The sequence below is a fragment of the Burkholderia aenigmatica genome (genome assembly GCF_902499175.1).
In the GTDB taxonomy this organism is placed as follows: Bacteria; Pseudomonadota; Gammaproteobacteria; order Burkholderiales; family Burkholderiaceae; genus Burkholderia; species Burkholderia aenigmatica.
Window position 1 is genome coordinate 35,161 of record NZ_CABVQC010000038.1, and the last position, 24,897, is coordinate 60,057.

At 67.6% G+C, this 24,897-nt stretch carries 17 protein-coding genes and 1 pseudogene; 7 read left to right on the forward strand and 11 right to left on the reverse strand.

What is annotated here, in order from left to right:
• Positions 1-151 precede the first annotated feature (151 nt).
• Entirely contained in the window at positions 152-1,054 is a 903-nt protein-coding gene (locus tag BDO18943_RS25040) for a LysR substrate-binding domain-containing protein (protein WP_175024470.1), read from the reverse strand.
• Between the two features lie 182 nt (positions 1,055-1,236).
• Between BDO18943_RS25040 and BDO18943_RS25045 the strand changes: the two genes are divergently transcribed.
• The 3 genes from BDO18943_RS25045 (at position 1,237) to BDO18943_RS25055 (ending at position 4,563) form a co-directional block, all read left to right on the forward strand.
• The gene (locus BDO18943_RS25045; protein ID WP_175024471.1) at positions 1,237-2,421 is read left to right on the forward strand and encodes a M20 aminoacylase family protein; all 1,185 of its coding nucleotides are present in this window, start codon (positions 1,237-1,239) and stop codon (positions 2,419-2,421) included.
• A 44-nt stretch (positions 2,422-2,465) separates the two neighbouring features.
• Positions 2,466-3,791 carry an MFS transporter gene (locus tag BDO18943_RS25050; protein ID WP_175024472.1) on the forward strand — a complete coding sequence of 442 codons (1,326 nt, stop codon included), beginning with the start codon at positions 2,466-2,468 and terminating at the stop codon, positions 3,789-3,791.
• A gap of 229 nt (positions 3,792-4,020) precedes the next feature.
• Positions 4,021-4,563, forward strand: coding sequence for a cysteine hydrolase family protein (locus BDO18943_RS25055; RefSeq protein ID WP_175024473.1), 543 nt, complete (start codon positions 4,021-4,023; stop codon positions 4,561-4,563).
• 82 nt (positions 4,564-4,645) lie between these two features.
• On the opposite strand, the gene BDO18943_RS25060 is transcribed toward BDO18943_RS25055, so the two are convergent.
• The 5 genes from BDO18943_RS25060 to BDO18943_RS25080 all read right to left on the reverse strand — a co-directional run bounded on the left by BDO18943_RS25060 (position 4,646) and on the right by BDO18943_RS25080 (position 9,826).
• Positions 4,646-5,752, reverse strand: a complete 1,107-nt coding sequence (locus tag BDO18943_RS25060; protein ID WP_175024474.1) for a porin — start codon at positions 5,750-5,752, stop codon at positions 4,646-4,648.
• A 63-nt stretch (positions 5,753-5,815) separates the two neighbouring features.
• A complete protein-coding gene (locus BDO18943_RS25065) occupies positions 5,816-6,235 on the reverse strand; it encodes a DoxX family protein (RefSeq protein WP_175024475.1) in 420 nt (139 codons plus the stop codon).
• Positions 6,236-6,420: 185 nt separating this feature from the next.
• The gene (locus BDO18943_RS25070) at positions 6,421-7,698 is read right to left on the reverse strand and encodes a cytochrome c (protein WP_175024476.1); all 1,278 of its coding nucleotides are present in this window, start codon (positions 7,696-7,698) and stop codon (positions 6,421-6,423) included.
• Between the two features lie 2 nt (positions 7,699-7,700).
• Entirely contained in the window at positions 7,701-9,320 is a 1,620-nt protein-coding gene (locus BDO18943_RS25075; protein ID WP_175024477.1) for a GMC family oxidoreductase, read from the reverse strand.
• Positions 9,320-9,826, reverse strand: coding sequence for a sugar dehydrogenase complex small subunit (locus tag BDO18943_RS25080; RefSeq protein ID WP_043184374.1), 507 nt, complete (start codon positions 9,824-9,826; stop codon positions 9,320-9,322). The genes BDO18943_RS25075 and BDO18943_RS25080 overlap by 1 nt, the downstream gene beginning before the upstream one ends.
• A gap of 304 nt (positions 9,827-10,130) precedes the next feature.
• On the opposite strand from BDO18943_RS25080, the gene BDO18943_RS25085 reads away from it, so the two are divergent.
• Together BDO18943_RS25085 and pbpC are read left to right on the forward strand one after the other, a co-directional pair.
• On the forward strand, positions 10,131-16,178 hold the full coding sequence (locus BDO18943_RS25085) for an alpha-2-macroglobulin family protein (protein ID WP_175024478.1): 6,048 nt from the start codon (positions 10,131-10,133) through the stop codon (positions 16,176-16,178).
• A gap of 10 nt (positions 16,179-16,188) precedes the next feature.
• Positions 16,189-18,432 carry a penicillin-binding protein 1C gene (gene pbpC, locus BDO18943_RS25090; protein WP_175024479.1) on the forward strand — a complete coding sequence of 748 codons (2,244 nt, stop codon included), beginning with the start codon at positions 16,189-16,191 and terminating at the stop codon, positions 18,430-18,432.
• A 23-nt stretch (positions 18,433-18,455) separates the two neighbouring features.
• Here pbpC and BDO18943_RS25095 read toward each other — a convergent pair whose 3' ends face one another.
• Positions 18,456-19,088, reverse strand: coding sequence for a LemA family protein (locus BDO18943_RS25095; protein ID WP_175024480.1), 633 nt, complete (start codon positions 19,086-19,088; stop codon positions 18,456-18,458).
• Positions 19,089-19,168: 80 nt separating this feature from the next.
• Positions 19,169-20,596: a TPM domain-containing protein gene (locus BDO18943_RS42720; RefSeq protein ID WP_175024481.1), complete on the reverse strand. Its 1,428-nt coding sequence runs from the start codon at positions 20,594-20,596 to the stop codon at positions 19,169-19,171.
• Between the two features lie 321 nt (positions 20,597-20,917).
• Here BDO18943_RS42720 and BDO18943_RS25105 point away from each other — a divergent pair, with 321 nt between their 5' ends.
• Positions 20,918-21,607: a hypothetical protein gene (locus BDO18943_RS25105; protein ID WP_175024482.1), complete on the forward strand. Its 690-nt coding sequence runs from the start codon at positions 20,918-20,920 to the stop codon at positions 21,605-21,607.
• A 39-nt stretch (positions 21,608-21,646) separates the two neighbouring features.
• On the opposite strand, the gene BDO18943_RS25110 is transcribed toward BDO18943_RS25105, so the two are convergent.
• Together BDO18943_RS25110 and BDO18943_RS25115 are read right to left on the reverse strand one after the other, a co-directional pair.
• Entirely contained in the window at positions 21,647-22,168 is a 522-nt protein-coding gene (locus BDO18943_RS25110; protein WP_175024483.1) for a GNAT family N-acetyltransferase, read from the reverse strand.
• Between the two features lie 21 nt (positions 22,169-22,189).
• Positions 22,190-23,443 (reverse strand): multidrug effflux MFS transporter, encoded by a 1,254-nt coding sequence (locus BDO18943_RS25115; protein ID WP_175024484.1) that lies wholly within the window; start codon positions 23,441-23,443, stop codon positions 22,190-22,192.
• Positions 23,444-23,646: 203 nt separating this feature from the next.
• Between BDO18943_RS25115 and BDO18943_RS43165 the strand changes: the two are divergent.
• Positions 23,647-23,831: pseudogene (locus BDO18943_RS43165) on the forward strand (hypothetical protein); the annotation flags it as partial.
• A gap of 101 nt (positions 23,832-23,932) precedes the next feature.
• Here the strand turns inward: BDO18943_RS43165 and BDO18943_RS25120 are convergent.
• Positions 23,933-24,829 carry a glutamate/aspartate ABC transporter substrate-binding protein gene (locus tag BDO18943_RS25120; protein ID WP_175024485.1) on the reverse strand — a complete coding sequence of 299 codons (897 nt, stop codon included), beginning with the start codon at positions 24,827-24,829 and terminating at the stop codon, positions 23,933-23,935.
• Between the last annotated feature and the right edge of the window lie 68 nt (positions 24,830-24,897).

Below are 24,897 nucleotides of genomic sequence, written 5' to 3' on the forward strand. Positions count from 1 at the left end.
CGGCGGGCCGGCCGCTATGATACCGGCTCGCGCGGCCTGCGCCGGAATGGCGTCCGCTGTGCAAGCCACGTGCCCGCCTGACGACGGCAACGCCACGCACCCGATCTTCAGGATACCGATGCAATGACTGCTGCCGACCCTGGGCACCGGTTCACCGCAGCCCCTTGCGCCGCGCGGAGTCCCGCAGGCAGTCGAGCAGCATCGTCGCGGCCGGCGTGAGCGGGCTGTCGCGACGCGTGATGACCTGCACCGAGACGCCCGGCAAGCGCTCGCGAATCGGCAGCACCGCGAGCTGGTCGCGCGCCCACTCGCCCTGTAGCAGTTGCTCGGGCATCGACGCGATCAGGTCGCAACCGGTCATCAGGCTGTGCGCGAGCCCGAAGCTCGGACATTCGACGACGCGCGCCGGCACCGGCAGCCCGTAGGCAACGAACGAATTGAACAGCACCTGCGTCGAGCTTTCCGGCGACGGGTTCATCAGCCAGTCGGCGTCGACGAGATCGGCGAGCGAGGTGGCCGACGCGAGCGGATGCCCCTTGCGGGCGACGATCAGCGATCGGCTCGCATAGAGTTCCGCGTGATCGAATTCGGCCGCCAGCAGTTCGGGCACGACGACGGCCACCGCGAAATCGAGCGAGCCGTCGTGCAGGCGCGGCAGCGCAACGCCCGGAAACCCTTCGACCAGGTTGACGCGCGCCACCGGAAAGCGGCGCCGGAACGCGCGAAACGCGTCGGGCAGGATCGTCACCGCAGCGGCCGGCGTGATCGCCGCCGCGACGGAGCCCGTCATCGCGCCCTGCGCCTGTTCGATGTCGTCGCGGGCGCGCTGCATTTCGGCGACGATCAGCCGCGCGCGCACCTGCAACTGCTGACCGAACGCGGTGAGCTGCACGCCGCGCGCGGTGCGCACGACGAGCGACACGCCGAGCGCGATCTCCAGCTCCTTGACCGCCTTCGTCAGCGCCGCCGGCGACACGTTCAGACGCCGCGCGGCAGCACGAATGCTGCCCTCTTCCGCGACGGTGACGAACGCTTTCAACTGATGGTATTTCATGGCGGCAACGCGTGATCCGTGGAAACCCTGTGCTGCACGGCACACACCGGTTCAGGGTATTCCCGAGCGGCAACCGGTGGTGAGCACCAAAGCAATTTATCAGCTTCTGGTGGCCAAAAGAAATTTATATGCTTGCTCGTCATATGTGCGTCAAACGCCCCACCTGCCCCACAGGAGACACCATGCTGCAAGCCGTGAACCCCGTCATCCCCGGCATCGCCGCGATCGCACCCGAGCTGGTCGAGGTACGCCGCCGCATCCACGCTCACCCCGAACTCGCATTCGAGGAAACGCTCACGAGCGATCTCGTCGCCGAGCTGCTCACCGGCTGGGGTTATGAAGTGCATCGCGGCATCGGCAAGACGGGCGTGGTCGGCGTGCTGCGCGAAGGGCAAGGCACGCGCACGGTCGGGCTGCGCGCCGACATGGACGCGCTGCCGCTCGCGGAGGCCACCGGCCTGCCGTACACGAGCCGCCATGCGAACAAGATGCATGCGTGCGGCCACGACGGCCACACCGCGATGCTGCTGTGCGCGGCGCGCCACCTCGCGGCCACGCGCCAGTTCTCCGGCACGCTGAACCTGATCTTCCAGCCGGCCGAGGAAAACTTCGGCGGCGCGAAGGCGATGATGGACGACGGCCTGTTCGACCGCTTCCCGTGCGACGCGATCTTCGCGATCCACAACATGCCGGGCCGCGCGGCCGGCGACATGGCCTTCCGCACCGGCGCCGCGATGGCGTCGGCCGACCGCGTGACGATCACGCTGCGCGGTGTCGGCGGCCATGGCGCGATGCCGCATTTCGCACGCGATCCGATGTCGGCCGCGGGCAGCATCATGGTCGCGCTTCAGACGATCGTCGCGCGCGAAGTCGATGCGCAGCACGCGGCCGTGATCACGGTCGGCAGCGTGCAGGCCGGCGAGACGTTCAACATCATTCCCGAAACCGTCACGATGAAGCTGTCGGTGCGCGCGCTGAACGCCGACGTTCGCGCGCTGCTCGCGCGCCGCATCGAAGCCCTCGTGAAAGGCCAGGCCGAAAGCTTCGGCGTCACGGCGGAAGTCGACTACGACTACGGCTACCCGGTGCTCGTGAATCACGCGGAACCGACCGCGTTCGCGGCCGACATTGCACGCCAGATGCTCGGCGCCGACCGTGTCGAAACCGACTCCGCGCCGCTGATGGGCAGCGAGGATTTCGCGTTCATGCTCGAGGCTCGCCCCGGCTGCTACGCGTTCATCGGCAACGGGATCGGCAGCAAAGGCGGCTGCATGGTGCACAACCCCGGTTACGACTTCAACGACGACATCCTCGCGATCGGCGCGAGCTACTGGGTTCGCGTCGCCGAAGCCTGGCTCGCGGCCTGACGGCCCGTCATCCCATCGTTTCGCGCCAACCGGGGGAGCCCCACATGGAAACGTCCACCCTTTCGTTCGCCGGCACGCCGGTCGATGCACGCGCCGCCGCGAAGAAACGCCGGCTGATCGCAGCCGCCGCCGTCGGCAACGCGCTCGAGTTCTACGACTTCACGGTCTACAGCTTCTTCGCGATCCTGATCGGCAAGCTGTTCTTCCCCGTGCATTCGTCGTTCGGGCAATTGATGCTCGCGGTCGCGAGCTTCGGCGTCGGCTTCGTCACGCGCCCGCTCGGCGGGCTCGTGATCGGCATGTATGCCGACCGCGCCGGCCGCAAGAAGGCGATGATCCTCACGCTGCTGCTGATGGCGCTCGGCACCGCGACGATCGCCGTCGCGCCGACCTTCGCTCAGATCGGCCTCGCGGCGCCGCTGCTGCTCGTGCTCGCGCGCCTGCTGCAAGGGTTCGCGTCGGGCGGCGAAGTCGGCGCATCGACGACGCTGCTGCTCGAACAGGCGCCGCAGCATCGTCGCGGCTTCTACGCGTCATTCCAGTTCTCGAGCCAGGGGCTCGCCGCGCTCGCCGGTGCGCTGACCGGCGTCGCGCTGACATCGACGCTGAATGCCGCGCAGCTCGAAAGCTGGGGCTGGCGCGTACCGTTCATCATCGGCACGCTGTTCGTGCCGATCGGCTACTGGCTGCGCCGCACCGTCGAGGAAGTGCCGGCCGCCGCGCCTGCCGCCGCTGCCGCACATGACGAGCCGGTCGCATCGCTGCCGCTCGCCGACGTGCTGCGCCATCACGGCAAGGCCGTGTTCGCGGGCCTCGGCGTGACGATCGGCGGCACGTCGATCCACTACATCATCGTGTTCTACATGGCGATCTATGGCGTGCAGGTGCTGCACCTGCCGACGTGGCTGTCGATGACGGCCGGCTGCGTTGCCGGCGCGATCCTGATGCTCGTGACGCCGATCGGCGGCCATCTGTCCGACGTCTACGGGCGCAACCGGATCGTCTGGTGGACGCGCATCGTGCTGATGGCCGCGATCTACCCGGCGTTTGTTGCACTGAACCGCTGGCCGGGCGCCACCTCGCTGCTGTCGATCATCGCCGCGCTGTCGATCGTGCACGCGATCAACATCGGCGCGACGGGTGCCATGCTCGGCGAACTGTTCCCGCGTGCGGTGCGCGCCACCGGCGGCGCGCTCGTGTACAGCATCGGCGTCGCGATCTTCGGAGGCTTCGCGCAATTCTTCGTCACGTGGCTGATCGCGGCGACCGGCAATCCGAATGCGCCTGCGTGGTATGCGATCGGGTGTGGTGCGATGACGCTGCTCGCCGTGCGCTGCATGGACGAAAAGGCCGGGAAGGCGCTCGACTGACCGGCGGGCGACGCACGATGCGCGATTGACGTGGCGCACACGCATCGGGCATGATCGCGCCATGCGCCACACCACGACCACTTCCTCGACCACGACGCGCACGACCGCCTTCGGCGGGCTCGTGCGGCGAGTGCGCGCAAGGTCGTAGCGCCATCCCTCACAGGCCCCGCGGGTTCCGGACGGGGTCTTGTCGTTTCTCCGTCCGTATCCGTCACTCAGGAGAAACGCAATGCCCGAAGTCTCTTCTCCGAAACGCGCGCTGCTCGTCGTCGACATGCAGGTCGGCCTGTTTCACGGCCCCGAGCGTCCGTACGACGGCGAACGCGTGCTCGCGAACATCAACCGGTTGATCGGTCGCGCGCATGAAGCCGGTGCGCCGGTGTTCGCCGTCCGGCACACCGGGCCCGCCGGTTCGCCGATTGCGCCCGGTACGCCGCTGACCGCGCTGCTGCCCGAGCTCGCGATCGATACGGCGCGCGACGTCGTGTTCGACAAGTCGCGGCCGAGTTGCTTCGCAGGGACGCGGCTCGCCGAATGGCTGCACGAGGGTGGCATCGGCGAGATCGTCATCGCGGGCATGAAGACCCAGTACTGTGTCGACACGGCGTGCCGTGCGGCCGCCGATCACGGCTTTCGTGCGGTGCTCGTGACCGACGCGCACACCTGCATGGACACGCCGGAACTGCCGGCCGAGCGGATCGTCTCTCATCACAATGCGACGCTCGGTGGCCCGTTCGCGACGCTCACCACGACCGACGCGTGCGTGTTCTGACCATGGATCACGCGCCGTAAACGCAACAACGCACGGGCGGCCACCACCCGTGCGTTGCGTACCGCTCGCGGAACCGCCCCGCTCAGAACGTATGCATCATCCCCACATACGCCCCCGTCTGCGACTCGCCCGTCATCGGGCTCGTGCCCGACGTCGCGTCGCGCGGTGTCGCGAGCAGCGAGAAGTTCGAGTTGCCGCCGTTGCGCACATACGCGACCGTGCCGTACAGGAACGTGCGCTTCGACAGGTTGTACGTGGTGCCGAGCACGTACATGATCGCGTGTCCCGACGGATCGTGCGATGCATCGCCGCCGCCGTCGCCCACCTTCACGTAATAACCGCCGCCCGTCACCGCCCATTGCGGATTCGCCGCGTAGGTTGCGCCGAGCCAATAGTGATCGGCACGATCGGCCACGCCGGCCGGGCTGTCCGGTGCCTGGTAGTGCGTATACGCGCCCTGGATCTTGAACTTCGACACCTTCACGTTCGCACCGACGAAATACTCGCGCGACGCGGTGAAGATGTTGCTGAACTTGCCGTTGTTGTCGCGCAATTCGTCGTAGATGCCGCGCACGTCGAGCAACGGCGAGTGGTACGAGACCATGATCCCGTCCGAGCGGCCGAAATCGTCGGCCGCGCCGTAGTTGAAGCCGCGCGACTGATTGCCGAACGCGTACTGCGCCTGCACGTCGAAGCCGCCGATCACCGGGCTGTGATACTCGATGTTGTTGCTGGTCTGCTGCCAGTTACGGCCGCGCACGAGCGATGCAGACGAAAACGCCTGCTGCACGAACGGGTCGAATTCCCACACGCCGTCGCTGTCGATGAACAGGTTGCGGCCGGCCTGCAGCTGGCCCCACGTGTCGCTCTTCAGCCCGACATACGCGCGCCGCGACCACATGCGCCCACCGCCCGTCTGGCCGTTCATCACCTGGAACGCGGTTTCCAGGTTGAAGACCGTCGACAGCCCGCCGCCGAGATCCTCGATGCCCTTCAGCCCGAACATGCTGGTGCCCCAATCGCCGCTTTCGGCGCTCCAGCGGGTCCCGCTGCCGCCGTTCGGCTTCGCGATGTGGTTCAGGTATTCGATGCCGCCGTCGATGCGGCCGTACAGCATCACGCTCGTCTGTGCAAAAGCGGCCGCCGGTGTGGCGGCCGCGATCAGCCATGCGAAATGTTTGAGTCGCAAAATGATGCCCCCTCGAAGTCTCGACCGTCCGGCGCGTGCCCCATGCGCGCGCCCCGGTTCCGCTTATCCTCGATCGATCGAAAAACGCCCGGGGCCCGCCGCGCAAAGCGCGAGCAGGCCGCCGGAGATCGCGATGTTCTTGTAAAAATGAATCATGTTGTCGATCTGCTCGCCGCCCGTCATCGTCCAGTAGTGATGGCCGATGATGCCGGTGCCGATCGTGTAGAGCGCCAGCAGCAGCGCGAGCGCACGTGTCTGGAAGCCGACCAGGATCGCGATCCCGACGAACAGCTCCATCACGACGGAGATCGCGGCGGAGATGATCGGCGCGGGCGCGCCCTCCGAACCCATGAACGCGATGGTGCCGTGAAAGTCGACGACCTTCTTCCAGCCGAACATCACGAACAGGATCACGAGCAGGATCCGGGCAAGCAGCAGCAGCACATCGCGCTGGGACGCGAGAAACGGTTGATTCGGTGTCATGGTGTCGATCAACGAAAACGATGCGCGCAGCCGAAACAGCCCCGGCGCATCGGATTGCGAATGAACCAGGACGGGCGGCCGCCTGCGCCGCCCGCCCCGCTCTGCAACAACCGGCATCGGGCAACAACCCGATGTGCTGTGCTCCTCCTCTTGTCAGTTATCGCCCTGCTTCGTCGCGCGCCGCATCAGCGCAGCTTCGCGACGTCCTGCTCGGTGACCTTCGCGGCCGGATTGCCGAACTGCCCGGTCAGGTAATTCGTCAGCGCGGCGATCTGCGCATCCGACAGCTCGTGACGGAACGCCGGCATCCCGACGTCCTCGCTGCCGGCCTTGCGCTGCACGCCGTTCAGGATCACCTGCACGAGGTTGGTCGGATTCGATGCGCCGACCGTCGAGTTGTGGAACAGCGGCGGGTAATAGCCATCCGGCGTGCCCTTGCCCTGCATCTGGTGGCAGGTCGCACAGTTGCCGAGATAGAGCCGCGCCGGATCGATGCCCGACGACGCGAGCGCGACGCCACGCAGCTTCAGCCCGTCCTCGGCCGGCTTGCCCCACGACGTGCGCGACTGCTTCGCATCGCCGCTGGCGACTGCCGGCACCGTGCGAATGTACGTCGAGATCGCGCCGATGTCCGCTTCCGTCATCTTCGAGAAGCTGTGCTCGATCGCCTCGGCCATCGGGCCGGCCGCCTGCGCGAGACCCGGCACGCTGCCGGTGCGCAGGTACTGGACGAGCTGCTGCTGCGTCCAGCCGCCGATCCCCGCGTTGGCGTCGGACGTGATGTTGTAGCCGTCCCAGCCTGCGAGCACCGAGCCCGACAGAAAGCTGCCGCCCGTCTCGTCGAGCGACTTCTCCTGCATCGCGATGCCGCGCGGCGTGTGGCACGTGCTGCAGTGAGCCAGACCCTGGACGAGATACGCGCCGCGGTTCCACTCGGCGCTCTGCGCCGGTTTCGGCTCGTACGCGCCGTCCTTCAGGAACAGCCAGTTCCAGATCTTCAGCGGCCAGCGCATGCTCAGCAGCGCGGGGATCTCGTTCTTCGGCGGCGCCTGCTTGACCGGCTCGACGCCGTGCATGAAGTACGCGTACAGCGCCTTCACGTCGTCGTCGTTGATCTTCGCGTACGACACGTACGGCATCGCCGGATACAGGTTGTCGCCGTTCTTCGACACCCCGTGGCGCACCGCGCGCTCGAAGTCCTCGGCCGACCAGTTGCCGATGCCCGTGTCGGGATCGGGCGTGATGTTGCTCGTGTAGATCTTGCCGAGCATCGGGATCGGCATGCCGAGACCGCCCGCGAACGGCTTGCCGCCCTTCGCGGTGTGGCACGCCATGCAGTCGCCCGCGACCGCGAGATATTCGCCGCGCTTGACCAGCGCCGGATCGGCCGCGTCGGCCGCGCGTGCGAGCCCCGGCAGCGCGAGGCAGCCGGCCAGGAGGAAGGTGAGAGTAGATTTCCGCACGGTCAGACTTCCTTCTTCAGCGTGTCCGACATCCGTAGCGCGAGCGCCGCGATCGTCAGCGTCACGTTCACCGTACCGACGGTCGGCATCGTCGAGCTGCTCGAGATGAACAGGTTCGGATGGTCGAACGTGCGGCAGTCCTTGTCGACGACCGAGTCGCGTGCATCCGCGCCCATGATCGTCGCGCCCGTGATGTGGTTGTTCGGCGCGAACTCGTCGTTGAAGACGACTTCGGTGCCGCCCAGCACCTTCGCGGCCGTCGCGTAGACCTCGCGCGTATGCACGGCGCCACGCTTCACGTAGTCGTCGATCGCGTAGGTGATCTCGGGGCGCGGAATGCCGACCGCGTCGGTGGCCGTCTTGCTCGGCACGATGCGGTTCTCGGGTTGCGGCAGGATCTCGTGGAAGCAGTCGAACTGCACGAAGCGCGCGGAACGGTCGCGGATCTGTGCGTCGAGCTCTTCCGGCTTCATCAGCTTGCCGCCCTTGAAGATCTTCTGCGTTTCCTGGTTGATGCGCGACATGTTCGACAGGTGGATCTTCTTCGCGGCTTCGGTCGCGCGGAACGGGCCGTCGCGGAAACCGATCAGCGACGTCATCTCCTGCGGGCCGCGGCCCGGCCACAGCTTCTCGTTCGCGTAGAACGACACGCCGGTGCCCGGGTGATCCATCAGGTTGCGGCCGACCATGTCCGAGCTGTTCGCGACGCCGTTCGGGAAGTCGCGGTTCGCGGACATCAGCAGGATCTTCGGCGTCTCGATGCCGTTCGCGGCAATCACGAAGTACTTGCCTTCGACGCGATGGTCGGCGCCCGTCTTGTCCTTGTAGACCGCGGCGGTAATGCGCTTGTCCGGGCCCGTCTCGAGCTTGTAGACGACCGCGCTGTCGATCAGTTTCGCGCCGGCCTGCTCGGCCTTCTCGACGTGCACGATGCCGTTGTACATCGCGCCGATCGGGCAGATCGGCATGCAGTTGTTGTTCCCGCAACAAGTCGGCCGGCCGTCGTACGGGCGGCTGTTGCGCGCGACCGGCTCGGTCACCACGTGGAACTTCGGGTCATAGCCGTTGAGCGCGCTCTTGATCGTCTGCTCGTTGAACGACAACGGCAGCGGCGGCATCGGGTACGGCTCCTTGCGCGGCGAGTACAGGTCTTCCTCGGGGCCCGGGCCCCACACGCCGAGTTCCTCTTCGGCGCGCTGGTAGTAATGCTCGATGTCGTCGTACTGGATCGGCCAGTCGCGGCCGACGCCGTACACCGTCTTCATCTTGAAGTCGTTCGGGATGAAGCGCCACGCCGACGCGGCCCAGTGCCACGTCGTACCGCCTACCGCACGAATGTACTGCGAGTTGAACTTGTGCTCGCCCTTCAGGATCAGGTAGTCGTTCGGCGGGCCGTATTCCGGATGCGGCGCCCACGCGCTCGACGGGTACGGCGCCATGAAGTCGGTCTTGTCGACCTGGTTGCGGAAGCGCTCGACGATTTCCCAGCGCGGCATGCGCGGGCCGGCTTCCAGCAGGATCACGGACTTGCCCGCCATCGCGAGCTGGTGTGCAACGATCGCGCCTGCGACACCCGACCCGACGACGACGACGTCGGCCTTCTGCGTATCGGTATCGGCCATCAGGCTTGCCTCTCGATCGGTTTGTCGGCCCAGAAGCCGGGTTTGTTGGGGCAATACGACGGGATCACGAGCGTATCGGATACGACGCTGAACATTAATGCTTCTTCGTAGGTAATCACGACGTTGTCCACGATGCCGAGATACCACGCTTCAAGAATCTTGAGCGCGAGTGCTTCCTGATCGGGATTCAGCGAACCGGACGCGAGTGCGCCGGCGAGTTGCGGCAGGCTGTCGGCCGTCTTGAACGAGCCCTTCTGCAAGGCCTGCAGGAAGCGCTGGCCGAGCACGCGGCTCAGCCCCTTCTTGCCGGTCAATGCTTCGGAGAGCGTCATGAACGTATCGAGCGGCGCGGTGCCGGGATCGTCGGCCAGGGCCCGCATCGCCAGAGAGCCCGTGAGGCCCGCCGCCGTCAGCGCCAGTGCGCCCTGCAGCCATTGACGCCGTGTGATGCCTGTTACGGCTGCGTCGCCAGTGCGACGCGAGTGGGGAGTGTTGTCGTTGTGCATGTTTCCTTCTCTCGAACACCGGATTCGGGAAAACCACGCTTGATATTTCTCAAACATTGGCGCGGACCTGAAATGTACGCGCACAAATCGGATCGAACAATCTTTTTATAGTCCATTAAATGTTCCGCCATCCGAGACAATCGACATTTCGCTGCATTTTTGTGTCGTTGGCGCGACAAATCTGCGGCACGCACATCGTTGTCGCACACCGACGACACACTGCGCAGCGCGATGCGCGCGCATGTCGGTCGGTTAGAATCCCGTGCAATCAAACAGAAAGCTTCCCTCCGAGGGCAATCGAGCGATGAAGCAGCACGACAAACAGAACAAAGCGAAACGAACCAACCACACCACCCGGCTGCTCTGGCGCATCGGCGCCGTCGCGGCGCTCGGCGGCGCCACGGCGCTGTCGCTGCATGCGGGCGCGGCGCGCACGGTGAGCGTATCGCCGCAAGGCACCGTCACCGAGGTCCGTCAAACCGTCGTCAAGTTCGACGAACCGATGGTCGCGTTCGGCTCGGCCTCCGCGCCGAATCCCGCGCGCGTCACCTGCAACGATTCCACCGCCGCGCGCGGCCAGGGTCACTGGCTCGACGACAAGACCTGGGTTTACGATTTCGAAAACGACCTGCCGCCCGGCGTGCGCTGCGCGGTCGCGCTCAACGACACGTTGCGCTCGGTCGCCGGCAACGCGGCCAGCGGCCCGCGCCGCTTCACGTTCCAGACGGGCGGCCCGTTCCCGGTGAACGTCCGCCCCGGCTCGCGCGAGATCGAGGAACGGCAGATGTTCGTGCTGAAGCTGAACGGCCCGGCCGAACCGCGCTCGGCGCTCGCGAACATCTGGTGCGAAGCGGCCGGCATCGGCAACCGCATTCCCGTCACGGCCGCCGACGACGATGCGCGCAACGCACTGCTCGATCACTTCGGGCTGAAGAAGGATGCCGCGCGCGTGCTGACGCTGTCGTGCGCGCAGGCGCTGCCGGCGAGCGCAAAAATGCAGCTCGTCTACGGCAAGGGCGTCACGAGCCCGAGCGGCATCCCGAATGAAACGGAACGGCGCTTCGATTTCACCGTGCGCGCACCGTTCGCCGCGAGCTTCTCGTGCGAACGCGAGAACGCAAAGGCGCCCTGCACGCCGCTGCGCCCGCTCACGCTGTCGTTCAACGCGCCGATCTCGCGCAAGAACGCCGAGGCGATCAAGCTGCGCGGTCCTGACGGTTCGCTGTCGCCGACCTTCGCGGCCGACGACAAGAGCGAGGAAGTCACCACCGTCACGTTCAATCCGCCGCTGCCCGAACAAGCCGGCCTGACGATCGAATTGCCGTCGGGTCTGCGCGACGTGACCGACCGCTCGTTGTCCAACGCCGACCTGTTCCCGCTCGCGACGCGCACCGCGCCGATGCCGCCGCTCGCGAAGTTTTCGTCGGGCACCTTCGGGATCGTCGAGCGCTTCGCCGAACCCGATACGCCCGCGCTCGTGCCCGTCACGCTGCGCAACGTCGAGGCCGACCTGCATATCGACGGCCTCAACACCCAGGGCGCGCAGTTCTCGAACCTGAAGGTCGACGACGACACGGCGATTCGCCAGTGGATGCGCACGGTCGACCGCTTCGACAACTGGTCGATGACGGCCGGCTCGATCGACAGCCAGATTCCCGGCCTGCTCGAACGCAAGGGCCAGCACCCCGTCTACGTGCCGCGCGAAGCCGGCGAGAAGGCGCCCGCGCCGAAGGATCGCCGCATCGACGTGCGCTCGCTGACGCTGCTCAAGGGCCAGCCCGGCGTGCAGGCGCTGACGCTGCCGAAGGCGGACCCGAAGGCCCTGCGCCCGTTCGAAGTCGTCGGCGTGCCGATCGACAAGCCCGGCTTCTACGTGCTCGAACTCGCGTCGCCCGCGCTCGGCCGCTCGCTGCTCGCGAAGCCGTCGAGCATGTACGTGCGCACCACGGTGCTCGTCACCAACCTCGGCGTGCACCTGAAACAGGGCCGCGAAAACAACCTCGTGTGGGTCACGACGCTCGACAAGGGCAAGCCGGTGCCGAACGCGCAGATCCGCGTGTCGGACTGCAACGGCGACGAGATCGCGTCTGGCACGACCGATGCGCAGGGCCTGCTGAAGATCGACGGCGCGTTCGAATCGAAGCGCGCCTGCAGCTCGTCCGATTCGGAGCAACGCTTCGACGACTACTTCGTGTCGGCCCGCGTGAACGATCCGAAGACGGGCCCCGACATGGCGTTCGTCAGCTCGGGCTGGAACCGCGGGATCGAATCGTGGCGCTTCAACGTGCCGACCGACACCGACAGTGCGCGGACCGTGCGCGCGCATACGGTATTCGACCGCACGCTGCTGCGCGCGGGCGAAACCGTGTCGATGAAGCATTTCATCCGCACCGAGACGCTCCAGAGCCTCGCGTTCCCGGCGCAATACCCGACGCGCGTGACGATCCGCCATCTCGGCACGGGCCAGACCTACAAGCTGCCGCTCACGTGGGCGGCCGACCACAGCGCGGACACGCAGTTCACGCTGCCGGCCGCCGCGAAGCTCGGCGAATACAGCGTCGAGCTCGAAGGCGGCCCGGAAGATGCGCCGACCGCCACCTATTACAGCGGCAGCTTCCGCGTCGAGGCGTTCCGCCTGCCGGTGCTGAAGGGATCGATCGGCGCGCGCGACGCGCAGAAGAGCCCGCTCGTCGCCGTGAAGGAAGCGCCGCTCGCGGTGCAGATCGACTACGTGTCGGGCGGCGGCGCATCGAACCTGCCCGTGCAGGTGTCGGCGCTGATGAAGTGGGCGTCGCCGCCGTTCGCCGATCGCTTCGAGGATTTCAGCTTCACGCCATATCGCCCCGAAGCGAGCGACGGCAATGCCGATGACGATTCGCAGGACGGCGACAACGCATCGGCGTCGAACAACGATCCCGACGCGACGAAGCTGATCGCCGACAAGCTGCCGTTGACGCTCGACCGCAACGGTGCCGGCTCGGTCACGCTCAAGGGCCTGCCGGACGTCGACGCACCGAAGCGCATCGCGCTCGAAGCGACGTTCGCCGACCCGAACGGCGAGGTGCAGACGATTCGCGGCGACACGATCCTGTGGCCGGCCGCGGTGGTGGCCGGAATCAAGGCCGGCCGCTGGGTATCGGTCGGCCAGCACGTGCCCGTGCAGGCACTGGCGGTCGACCTGCAAGGCAAGCCGCGCGCGTCGGTGCCGATCGAGATCAAGGGTGTCGCGCACATCACGACGTCGTCGCGCAAGCGGATGGTCGGCGGCTTCTACGCCTACGACAACAAGAGCGACACGCGCGACCTCGGCGTGCTGTGCTCGGGCAAGACCGACGACAAGGGCCGCATGGCCTGCGACGCGACACTCGAACAGGCCGGCAACGTGCAGCTGATCGCGGTGGCCAAGGACGGCGACGGCCGCACGTCGAATGCATCGACGTCGGTGTGGGTCACGCGCGAGGACGAACTCTGGTTCGGCGGCGACAACACCGACCGGATCGACGTGATCCCGGAGAAGACCTCGTACGAGCCGGGCGAAACCGCCCGCTTCCAGGTGCGCATGCCGTTCCGCTACGCAACCGCGCTGGTGGCAGTCGAACGCGGCGGCGTGATGGAAACGCACATCGTCGAGCTGAACGGCAAGAACCCGACGGTCGACCTGAAGGTCGGCGAATCGTGGGGGCCGAACGTTTACGTGTCGGTGCTCGCACTGCGCGGCCGGATTCGCGAAGTGCCGTGGTACTCGTTCTTCACGTGGGGCTGGAAGGCACCGGTCGAATGGGCACGCGCATTCTGGCGCGAAGGCCGTCACTATGAAGCGCCGACCGCGTTCGTCGACTTGTCGAAACCCGCGTTCCGCTACGGCCTCGGCGAGATCAAGGTCGGCACGGGCGTGCATCGCCTGGGCGTGACCGTGACGACCGACGCGACGCGCTACACGGTGCGCAGCAAGGCGCAGGCACACGTGAAGGTCACACTGCCGAACGGCCAGCCCGCACCGGCCGGCACGCAGATCGCGGTCGCGGCCGTCGACGAGGCGCTGCTCGAACTGATGCCGAACAACAGCTGGGATCTGCTCGACGCGATGCTGCGGCGACGCGCGTACGGCGTCGAGACGGCCACCGCGCAGATGGAAATCGTGGGCCGCCGCCACTTCGGCCGCAAGGCCGTGCCGGCCGGCGGCGGTGGCGGCAGCGCACCGACGCGCGAACTGTTCGACACGCTGCTGCTGTGGAATCCGCGCGTGACGCTGGATGCCAATGGCAGCGCAACCGTCGAAGTACCGCTGAACGACGCGCTCACGCGTTTCCGGATCGTCGCGATCGCGGCGGTCGGCCCCGACCGCTTCGGCACCGGCAGCACGTCGATCCGCAGCACGCAGGATCTGCAGCTGATCTCCGGCCTGCCGCCGCTCGTGCGCGAAGGCGACGCGTTCCGCGCGCAGGTCACGCTGCGCAACACGACCGACCGCGCGATGCAGGTCGTCGTGACGCCGCGCGTGACGGGTGTCGAGGTCGCGCCGCAGACCGTATCGCTCGCGGCCAATACGGCAACCGAAGTCGCGTGGACGATCACCGTGCCCGAACAGGCGATCGACACGGCTGGCGCGCTGAACTGGCGCATCGAAGCAGCCGAGCAAGGCGGCAAGCGCGCGTCCGACGCGCTGGCGGTCGCGCAGAAGGTCGTGCCCGCGCTGCCGGTCACGGTCCAGCAGGCGACGCTCGCGCAAGTCGACGGCACGTTGACGGTGCCGGTGGCCTCTCCGGCCGGCGCCACGAACAACGCGCAAGGCCTGCCGCGCGGCGGCATCGCGGTGTCGCTGCAGTCGAAGCTTGCCGACGGGCTGCCTGGCGTGAAACGCTGGTTCGAACGTTATCCGTACCGCTGCCTCGAACAGCAGACCTCGCGCGCGATCGGCCTGCGCGACCCCGCGCAATGGCAGGCGCTGATCGCCCGCATGCCCGTCTATCTCGACAGCGACGGGCTCGCGAGCTACTTCCCGCCGTCGTCCGACGATTCGCACGCCGGCAGCGCGACGCTGTCGTCGTACCTGCTCGTGGTGTCCGACGAGGCGAGCCGTCTCGACCCGCGCTTCGCGCTGCCGGAAGACCTGCGCACGCAGCTCGAGGCCGGGCTCGCGCGCTTCGTCGACGGCCGCCTCGAGCGCAACTCGTGGGCGCCGCGCCAGGATCGCGACCTGCGCAAGCTCGCCGCGATCGAGGCACTGTCGCGCTATGGCGCCGCGCAGGGCCGCATGCTCGGCTCGATCGAGATCGCGCCGAACCAGTGGCCGACCTCGGCGGTGATCGACTATCACGCGATCCTGACGCGCGTGAAGGACATCCCGCAACGCGACGAGAAACGCGCGCAGGCCGAACAAATCCTGCGGGCACGCCTCACGTACCAGGGCACGCAGCTCGTGTTCTCGACCGCGCGCGACGACGACCTGTGGTGGCTGATGACCAGCAACGAGACCAACGCGGCACGTCTCGCGCTGGAATTCGCGGGCGACCCGGCGTGGAAGGACGAGATGCCGCGCGTGACGGCCGGCCTGCTCGCGTTGCAGCGCCAGGGCGCATGGCAGACGACCACGTCGAACGCGCTCGGCCTGCTCGCGGTCGAGCGCTTCTCGCGCACCTACGAGAGCACGCCGGTGGCCGGCGCGACGAAGGTCGCGCTCGGCGGCGACGAGCGCACGATCTCGTGGTCGCAGGCATCGGCACCCGCGCCGGTCGATACGCCGGCGTCGGCCACCCCGGCCACCCGCGCCGCCGCGTCCCGCAGCGTGATGCTGCCGTGGCCGCGCGCGTCGCAAGCGCCGGCCACGCTGTCCGTCACGCAGGACGGCACGGGCCGCCCGTGGGCCACGATCGAAAGCCTCGCGGCGGTGCCGCTGCGTTCGCCGTTCGCGGCCGGCTACCGGATCACGAAGACCGTCACGCCCGTGTCGCCCGCCGTCAAGGGCGTGCTGACGCGCGGCGACGTCGTGCGCGTGCATCTCGACATCGATGCGCAGAGCGACATGACGTGGGTCGTCGTCAACGATCCGGTTCCGGCCGGGTCGACGATCCTCGGATCGGGCCTCGGCCGCGACTCCGAAGCCGCGACGCAGGGCGAGAAGACGCCGGATGGCGCGTGGCCGGCGTTCATCGAGCGCGACTTCGACGGCTACCGCGCGTACTACGACTATCTGCCGAAGGGCAAATTCTCGGTCGAATACACGGTGCGGCTGAACAACGTCGGCACGTTCGGGCTGCCGCCGACGCGTGTCGAGGCGCTGTACGCGCCGTCCGTGTACGGCCTGTGGCCGAACCCGCCGATGACCGTGAAGGCGGCCGACGCGGGCAAGTAACGAGACCGTGATGATCGATCTGGTATTGCCGCGGTCGGCGCGTTTCGCCGGCCGCGTATTGGTCGCCATCGTGCTGGCCGCGCCGCTCGTCGCGCATGCGCTACCGAGCTACGACGAAGTGCGCCGCAACTGGCGCAGCTCGGACTGGGTGCTGCTCGCGCGCGACGGCACGCCGCTGCAGCGCACGCGAGTCGACCTCACCGAACGGCGCGGCGACTGGGTGTCGCTCGCCGACGTGTCGCCCGCATTTCGCGAAGCGATCGTCGTGTCCGAAGACAAGCGCTTCTATGAACACAGCGGCGTCGACTGGCGCGGCATCGCCGGCGCCGCGTGGGGCAACCTGTGGAACGAGCGCACGCGCGGCGCATCGACCGTCACGATGCAGCTCGCCGGGCTGCTCAGCGATTCGCCGCGCCGGTCGGGCCAGCGCTCGCTGCCGCAGAAGGCGTCGCAGGCGGTCAACGCGCTGCTGCTCGAACGCGGCTGGCGCAAGGACCAGGTGCTCGAGGCGTACCTGAACCTCGTGCCGTTCCGCGGCGAGACGATCGGCCTCGCCGCGTTGTCGCAGGTGCTGTTCGGCAAGGCGCCATCGGGCCTCGACGCACGCGAAGCCGCGATCGCGGCCGCGCTCGTACGCGCGCCGAACGCAACGCCCGCGAAAGTCGCCGAGCGCGCGTGCCGGATCCTGCGCGACATGCATGCCGAGCAGGCCTGCGCATCGCTCGACGGCTACGTGCAACTTGTCACCGCGCGTCCCGCCAGCGCCGCGCGCGACGACGGCGCCGCCCTCGCCCCGCACTTCGCGCGACGCATCGCGGCCGAGGTCCGGCCAACGGCCGGCGCGCAGGTGCGCACGACGCTCGATGCGCCGCTGCAGCGCTTCGCGCGCGACACGCTGGTGCGCGCGCTGACCGAACTCAACGCGCCCGCGCACCGGCGCAACGTGCAGGACGGCGCGGTCGTCGTGATCGACAACGCGACCGGCGAGATTCGCGCGTGGGTCGGATCGTCGGGCGCGCTGTCGAGCGCCCGCGACGTGGACGCCGTGCTCGCGCCACGTCAGGCCGGCTCGACGCTCAAGCCGTTCCTGTATGCGCAGGCGATCGACGAGAAACGGCTGACGGCCGCGTCACTGCTCGACGATGCGCCGATCAACCTCGCCGCCGGCGGCGGCCTGTACATTCCGCAGAACTACGACAAGGACTTCAAGGGCTGGGTGAGCGTGCGCAGCGCGCTCGGCGGCTCGCTGAACGTGCCGGCCGTGCGCACGCTCGTGCTCGTCACGCCGCACCGCTTCGCGCGCACGCTGACCGCGCTCGGCCTGCCGCTCGCGCAGGAAGGCGACTACTACGGCTTCAGCCTCGCGCTCGGCAGTGCGGACGTCACGCTGCTGTCGCTGACCAACGCGTACCGCGCGCTCGCGAACGGCGGCATTGCGCGCAAGGTCATCGACGTGCCAGCGCCGGCTCCGGCAGCCGGCGCGTCCGCCGCGTCGCCCGCCCGCGCCGCCGACGGTACACGCGTGTTCAGCGAGGCGGCCAGCTTCGTCGTCACCGACATCCTGTCCGACAACAACGCGCGTGTGCGCACGTTCGGCTTCGACAATCCGCTCGCGACGCGCTTCTTCTCGGCGGTCAAGACCGGTACGAGCAAGGACATGCGCGACAACTGGACGGTCGGTTTCACGTCGCGCTATACGGTCGGCGTGTGGGTCGGCAATGCGGACGGTTCGCCGATGTGGGACGTGTCGGGTGTCACGGGTGCGTCGCCGGTGTGGTCGGCGGTCGTCGGCTACCTGCACCGCGACCAGCCGAGCCGTGCGCCACGCGCGCCGGCCGGGGTCGAGACGCGCCGCATCACGTTCGAACGCGATATCGAACCGTCACGCAACGAGTGGTTCATCGCGGGAACGGCGGTCGACACGATCCGGCTCGCCGCCCCCGTCACGCCGGGCAAGGACGGCGCACGCGCGCCGCTGACGATCGGCACGCCGACCGACGGCACGATCTTCGCGATCGATCCGGACATTCCACCGAAGAACCAGCGGATCTGGTTCGAGCGTTCGGCCGGGCGCGCCACGAAGTTTGCGTGGCGGCTCGACGACAAGGTGATCGGGCATGCCGATCGCATCGCGTGGCTGCCGTGGCCGGGCCGGCACCGGCTCGAACTCGTCGACGCGCGCGGCAATGTCGCCGATGCGATCAGCTTCGAGGTGCGCGGCGCGTTCGCAAAGGCGGCCGTGCGCAAGCCCTGAGCGCTTGAGTGGGTGAGCCGGCCTTACTCGCCGGCCGCGTTCGTGTTCGCCTTCGGCGACTGCGGTTGCGCGGAGAAGTCGAGTGCCGGCGCGGTCGAGATCGCCGCCTCGTTCGCGACGCCGAAGTTCGGGCGCGGCTGGTAGCCGAAGATCTTCGCGATCACGACGCCCGGGAACTGGCGGATCTGCACGTTGTAGTGCTGCACCGTCTTGATGTAGCGGCCGCGCGCGACCGCGATGCGGTTTTCCGTGCCTTCGAGCTGGGTCTGCAGGTCGCGGAACGCTTCGCTCGCCTTCAGCTCCGGGTAGCGCTCGGACACCACCATCAGCCGGCTCAGCGCACCCGACAGCTCGCCCTGCCGCTGGTCGAACGCCGCGAGCGCGGCCGGATCCTTTGCCATCTCCGGCGTCATTTGCACGCTGCCCACCCGCGCACGGGCCGACGCCACCTCGGTCAGCACGCGCTCCTCGTGCGACGCGTAGCCCTTCACCGACGCGGCGAGGTTCGGCACGAGGTCGGCGCGGCGCTGGTACTGGTTCAGCACTTCGGACCACGCGGCATTGATGTTCTCGTCGGACGACTGGATCGCGTTATAACCGCACCCCGCGAGCGGAGCCAGCACGCAGCACACAAGCAGGATTCGAAACCATTTCATGGTGGATGTTTCCGGTTGAACGCTCCGGGTGGAGCCGTAGGTGAAAAGAAACGAGCGAGCGGCCACGCTGCGCGCGGTGGCTACCAGCGGCCCGATGCACCGCCGCCACCGCTCGAACCGCCATCGCCGCGGAACGAATCGGCGCTCGAGCGCGACCGGGAGCCGGACGAGGAAGACGACGAAGACGAGCCGATGCCCATCAACTTCGCCCAGATCACGGCGAGCACGCACAGCACGCCGAAGATGCCGGACAGCACTTCCTCGACCGAATAATCCATCTCGCGCCCGATCGCGACGATCATGAACAGCGTCCCGCCCACGATCGCCGTGTATTTGCGCACGCGCGCCGACAGGAACAGGTTGATCCCGAGCAGGCACGGCGCGACACCGGCCGCCGCCGGGACGAACAACGCGGCGCCCAGCATGGCTTCGAGATTGCCGTTGAAGATTGTGCCGACCGGCAGCATCACGATCGGTACGACGGCCGCCACGAGCCAGGCGGCCAGCAGCGCCACCCGGCGGCGCAACTGGCGCCACTGCGCGACCACGCCCAGCACGACGTTGGCCACCCCGAGCAGGAACCAGAACCGCACCCCGCCCGTATTCGCATGTTTCCGCACCGGCAGGCCGTTCGGCTGATACTGTTCGCCGCCGGCCCGTGCGTCACGAGGCGGTGCGTTCGTGGCATCCGCCGTGGTCGCCGTGGCCGTTTCGTATGCGTCGTCGCGCCCGCCGGGCGCCGTCGCGGGTGCCGCCGGCTCAGGCGTGGCGACGTCTGCCGGCATCATTTCGTGTGCCAGCGCGTCCACCGCATCGCTGATGCCGCCTTCAACACGGTTCTCGCGGAAAGCCGGCACGATCCGCTCACGGATGATCCGGCCCGCGACGATGTCCGGAATCGTGCCTTCGAGCCCGTAGCCGACTTCGATCCGCACGGCATGGTCGTTGAGCGCGGCGACGAGCAACAGGCCGTTGTTGACCTCGGCCTTGCCGAGCTTCCATTGATCGAATACGGTGGTCGCGAACTGCTCGATCGTCGATTGCCCGGTCGACCCGACCAGCAGGATCGCGATCTGCACGCCAAGCCGTTGTTCGAGCGCCGCGAGGCGGTCGGTCAGCTCGGATGCGCAGGCGGCGCTCAGCACGCCCGTGGTGTCCGTCACGCGGCCTTTGAGTGGCGGTGCGGCTTCAGGCTTTGCGGCGACCGGATAGGCCGCTGCGGCAGCCACGTGCGTGCACGCCGACTGGGCCGGGGTGAAAGGCGGGGTGGCCGACGACGCCACGACGGCGTTGCTGCCGTCTTCGGTTGTCGCGGCAATGGCCGCGCCGCCGAACAGCACGACCGCGCCCGTCAGCAAGGCCGTGGCCTTCCAGAAGCCGGGCCTGCGGGCCTCCCCCTTCGTGCTGCGTGTGGGCGGAATGCCGTTTCGGGTCGTGCCTGCCCACGCTGCCGGATCGCCCTCGCCACCCGGCAGGCGCGGCCGGCCCGTCAGTCGTTTCAAGTTCATGTCGGAAACGGCGCGCCGGCTCCATCGGGAGCGGCGCGTTCTCTCGTCGTTTTTAATCGTCCCGCAGCATAACCAATTGCGAAGGGAACTGAAAGGTTTCCGGCCGGCTTCCGGACCTCGTCATTTCAATCTGTCGTCGTATCGCCCCGATGCCGGCAAAGCCGTGCAGCGCATGACACGCTCGACGGCAGGCCGCCCCGGCCACAAGCGGGCCAAACGGGCGAACCCGGCGAGCAGCCACCCGATTCGGGACCTAGAATGTGAACGGCACCACCTCTCCGGCGCCCACCGGTTGCCCCACTCTCCTCAAGGCCAGCGACCATGAACATTCACCCCCGCCGTTTCATCCGCCCCGCGCTGGGCACGCTCTGCATCGCCATCCTCGCGACGCTTCAGGCGTGCAACGGCGATGCCTGCTTCGGCGTGGATGTCTGTTTCAACAACAACACGCAGACCGTCGCGCTCTCGGGCACGGCCGCGACAGGCGACGCGCTCGCCAGCGCGCAGGTGGCGGTCAACTGCGTGACGGGTTCGGCGACGACGCTGACGGACGGCGGCGGCAACTATCAGGTGACGGTCAATGCCGTGCTGCCGTGCGCGATCACCGTGACGTCGGGCGGCACGAGCCTGCATTCGCTCGCGTACGCGGGCGGCACGTTCAATACGACGCCTGAGACCGAGCTGATGCTGGTCTATCTCGCCGCCCAACTCGGCACGGACACGGCCACACTGATCGGCAATTTCCAGGGGAATTCGCGCTACCAGCAGGCGATGAACAATGCGAACACCGTACAGGCCGCACAATCGGCCGTGGTGACGAATCTGCAGCAGCGCTATTCGGTCACGCTCGCGGCGCCGGCATTCCTGACCACGTCGTTCACGGTCGGGCAACCGGGCGTCGACAGCGACCTCGTCGCACTCGCGAAAGCCGGTGCGATCGACTCGAACGGGATGCCGGATCCGGTGGCCGTTTCGCTGCTGGCGCAGGCCGGCGCGGCACATCCGCTGTAAGCGGCCGGCGGCGGAAAGAAGATCGCCCGGGATCGGGCGTCAGGCGCGCGTTTCGGGCTCGCCGTCGGCCAGCAGCGCCCACCGTTCGTGGTCGCGCCATTCGCCGCCGATGCGCAGATAGCGCGGCGAAAACCCCTCTTTCGTGAAACCGAGCCGCCGAACCAGCGCAATCGACGCGTGGTTGCCGGGCTGGATGTTCGCTTCGAGCCGATGCAGCCCGAGTTCGCCGAACGCGACGCCGATCGCCGCGCGCAGCGCCTCGGTCATCAGCCCCTTGCCGCTGAACGCCACCATCCCGTAGTACCCGAGATACGCGCTCTGGAACACGCCGCCGACGATCTCGTTGAGGTTCACCACGCCGACCACCGCCCCGGACGTGCGCTCGCGCGCGACGAGGCCGACGTTCGGCCCCGTCAGGCAGCGGGCGAACCACTGGTCGAATCCCGCCGGGTCGGTGAACGAGTCGACCCACGGCAGATGGTGGCTCCGGCTCGCGCGGTTGGCGGCGATCAGATCGGCGGCGTCGGTTCGGGCGACACGGTTCAGCAGGATCGGGGGCATGGGTCGGTCGACGGGCGGCACTTACGCAGCCTCCCCGCTCCCGCACACGACGGACGCGGCCTGGGCCTGCTGCTGCGACAGGTACCGCAGCAGCTTGGTGACCATCCACACGACGATGCACGACAGCGCGACGAAGAACACCGCGAGCGGCGTCAGGACATGGATCGACACGAAACCGGCCAGCCCCATCATCGCGGACGACACGAGCAGCAGTGCGCAGCCGAGGATCGCGCTCGTCAGGCCGGCGATATGCGGAAACAGCGAATTCCCCTTGGCCATCAGCGTCGGGTACATCGCGCCCGCGCAGAAGCCCATCACGAGCACCGGCGTCGCGAGCGTCCAGACGCGCAGCCCGACTGTGAGCGCCAGCACCAGCATCGCCACCGAGGCCCCCGCCATCACGCGCGCGCCGATGCGCAGACGTTGCTCGGCGCTCGGCAGCCCGCGCCCGTGAATGCGGTTCGACAGGCCGCCGAGGAAATACATCAGCCCGATCCCGAGCGCGAGATAGCCGAAGAAGGTCGGCGGCTTGTGCAGCGTGGTCTGCACCATGAACGGCCCGACGATGTTGAACACGAGCAGGATGCTGTAACACAGCCCCTGCGCCAGGAAGCAGCTCTGGAACACCGGGCTCGCCAGCACCTTGCCCGCGTTCGTCATCAGCGTGCGCGGCTCGAGATGCACCGGTTTCGGCAAGGTTTCGCGGTAACGCCACAGCAGCGCCCACATCGCCAGCGAGTACACCAGCAGGAACACGAGGCACGCGCGCCAGCCGAACCATTCCTGCAGGTGCGCGCCGATCACCGGCGCGATGATCGGCGCGAGCCCCCATGCGATCGACATGTACGTGAACGCGTGCATCAGCGCCTGGCCGGAGAACGAATCGGTGATGATCGCCTTCGCGAGCAGGTTGGTGGTCGCGATTCCGAAGCCCTGCAGGCAGCGCGCCAGCACGAACGTCTCCAGGTTCTGCGCGCCGAGCGACAGCAGGCAGCCGATCGTGTAGATCACGAGCCCGAACGCGAGCACGCGCTTGCGGCCGTAAGCGTCGGCGATCGGGCCGAAGATGAGCTGGCCGAGCGCGTAGGCCGCCATGTAGCCGGACACGCTCGACTGGATCGCCTGCGGCGTGGTCGCGAACGAACGTGCCATGTCGGGCAGCGCGGGGACGTAGATGTCGATCGCGAGCTGGCCGGCGGACGCGAACAGGCAGATCAGGAACAGCAGGAAACGCGGCGAGTTCGACTCGCGCGCGGGAGTGAGCGTGGCGTTCATGACGGCTGGGAAGGAGGTCGGACAGCAGTGACGCAGCCGCGCGATGTTCGAACTGCGAACACGCGTGCGTCGTGACGAATATCGTATTGTGCCTGTTGTCCGGTCGCGCAGCCGGATTCCCCTGGCGTGGACGAGGTTGAATGCCGATTGCGGCCTGCCCGGAAATCCGCTATCGGCGTGGCGTCCGCCGCTTGAATCCTGACTTGAGCCGGCACCCGATGGCCCTCCGGCACGTCGCGCTCGCCAACGCACGCGCGATGCCGATGCCGCACCCGGTCGGGTTCGCGATGGCGCCGTGGGCGATATTCCCGTCATCGCGACGGCACGCCCGCTGGCACATTCGGCAGCGCCAGCAACACCGGCCGCGCGTGGGCCGGAAATCGAGGCCTGGCGTGTTTCGCGCCTTCCGCCTTCCGCCTTCCGCACCGTAACCGCCGGCACGCGCCGGCGGTTTTTCATGACCAAACGTCGATCAGCACCGACTCGCAATCAATACTGCGCCTGATCCGTCGGATTCCTGAACAGCTGCTTCATCTCCACCGACAGCGGATAGTTGAGGCTCACGCCCTTCGGCGGAATCGGCTGTGTGAACCACTGGTTGTAGAGCTTCTCGGCCGCACCCGACGTCTGCATCTTCGCGATCACGCCATCGACGACATGCTTGAACGCCGGATCGTCCCTGCGCATCATGCACGCGTAGTTCTCGTGGACGAGCGGCGTGCCCGTCACCGTGTACGCACCCGGGTTGCGATCCTTCGCGATCTCGCCGTACAGCAGCGGCTCGTCCATCACGAACGCCACCGCGCGCCCGGTCGTGACGTTCATGAACGCTTCGGCGTGATCCTTGGCGCTGATGATCGTCATGTTCATCGCCTTCTCTTCGTTGAGCTTGCGCAGCAGGCGCTCGTCCGACGTGCCGGCCGTCGTCGCGACCGTCTTGCCCGCCAGGTCCGCGAAATCCTTCACGCCCGAATCCTTGCGCGTGCTGAAGCGGATGCCATACAGAAAAATACTGTTCGAGAACGCGGCCTGCTTCTGCCGTTCGAGCGTGTTCGTCGTCGATCCGCATTCGAAATCGATCGTCCCGTTCTGCAGCAGCGGAATCCGGTTCTGCGACGTGATCGGGATTTCCTTCACCGCGAGATTCGGCAGGTTCAGTTCCGTCTTCAACTGGTCGATGACGCGCGACGCGATGTCGCGCGAATAGCCGATGTTCTTCTGCTGGTTGTCCGAATACGAGAACGGCACCGACGATTCGCGAATGCCCAGCGACACGACGCCCGTGTCCTTGATCTTCTTCAGCGTGCCGGTAAGTGCCTGCGCGTGCGCGGTACCCGCCAGCGCACAGGACAGCGCAACGGCCAGCCAGCGTAAGCGGCGATCCATGCTTTTCTCCTGACGAAACGTTGATCGAATCGCGATCGTACGCCCGACAAAATTCGCGTCGCATCAGG

Bases quoted from the DNA above. Each gene is read 5' to 3' on its own strand.
- pbpC (WP_175024479.1), top strand. From the start codon at position 16,189: ATGATCGATCTGGTATTGCCGCGGTCGGCGCGTTTCGCCGGCCGCGTA.
- BDO18943_RS25065 (WP_175024475.1), bottom strand. From the start codon at position 6,235: ATGACACCGAATCAACCGTTTCTCGCGTCCCAGCGCGATGTGCTGCTG.
- BDO18943_RS25095 (WP_175024480.1), bottom strand. From the start codon at position 19,088: ATGAAATGGTTTCGAATCCTGCTTGTGTGCTGCGTGCTGGCTCCGCTC.
- BDO18943_RS25075 (WP_175024477.1), bottom strand. From the start codon at position 9,320: ATGGCCGATACCGATACGCAGAAGGCCGACGTCGTCGTCGTCGGGTCG.
- BDO18943_RS25105 (WP_175024482.1), top strand. From the start codon at position 20,918: ATGAACATTCACCCCCGCCGTTTCATCCGCCCCGCGCTGGGCACGCTC.
- BDO18943_RS25050 (WP_175024472.1), top strand. From the start codon at position 2,466: ATGGAAACGTCCACCCTTTCGTTCGCCGGCACGCCGGTCGATGCACGC.
- BDO18943_RS25110 (WP_175024483.1), bottom strand. From the start codon at position 22,168: ATGCCCCCGATCCTGCTGAACCGTGTCGCCCGAACCGACGCCGCCGAT.
- BDO18943_RS25055 (WP_175024473.1), top strand. From the start codon at position 4,021: ATGCCCGAAGTCTCTTCTCCGAAACGCGCGCTGCTCGTCGTCGACATG.
- BDO18943_RS25085 (WP_175024478.1), top strand. From the start codon at position 10,131: ATGAAGCAGCACGACAAACAGAACAAAGCGAAACGAACCAACCACACC.
- BDO18943_RS25040 (WP_175024470.1), bottom strand. From the start codon at position 1,054: ATGAAATACCATCAGTTGAAAGCGTTCGTCACCGTCGCGGAAGAGGGC.
- BDO18943_RS42720 (WP_175024481.1), bottom strand. From the start codon at position 20,596: ATGAACTTGAAACGACTGACGGGCCGGCCGCGCCTGCCGGGTGGCGAG.
- BDO18943_RS25115 (WP_175024484.1), bottom strand. From the start codon at position 23,443: ATGAACGCCACGCTCACTCCCGCGCGCGAGTCGAACTCGCCGCGTTTC.
- BDO18943_RS25045 (WP_175024471.1), top strand. From the start codon at position 1,237: ATGCTGCAAGCCGTGAACCCCGTCATCCCCGGCATCGCCGCGATCGCA.
- BDO18943_RS25120 (WP_175024485.1), bottom strand. From the start codon at position 24,829: ATGGATCGCCGCTTACGCTGGCTGGCCGTTGCGCTGTCCTGTGCGCTG.
- BDO18943_RS25080 (WP_043184374.1), bottom strand. From the start codon at position 9,826: ATGCACAACGACAACACTCCCCACTCGCGTCGCACTGGCGACGCAGCC.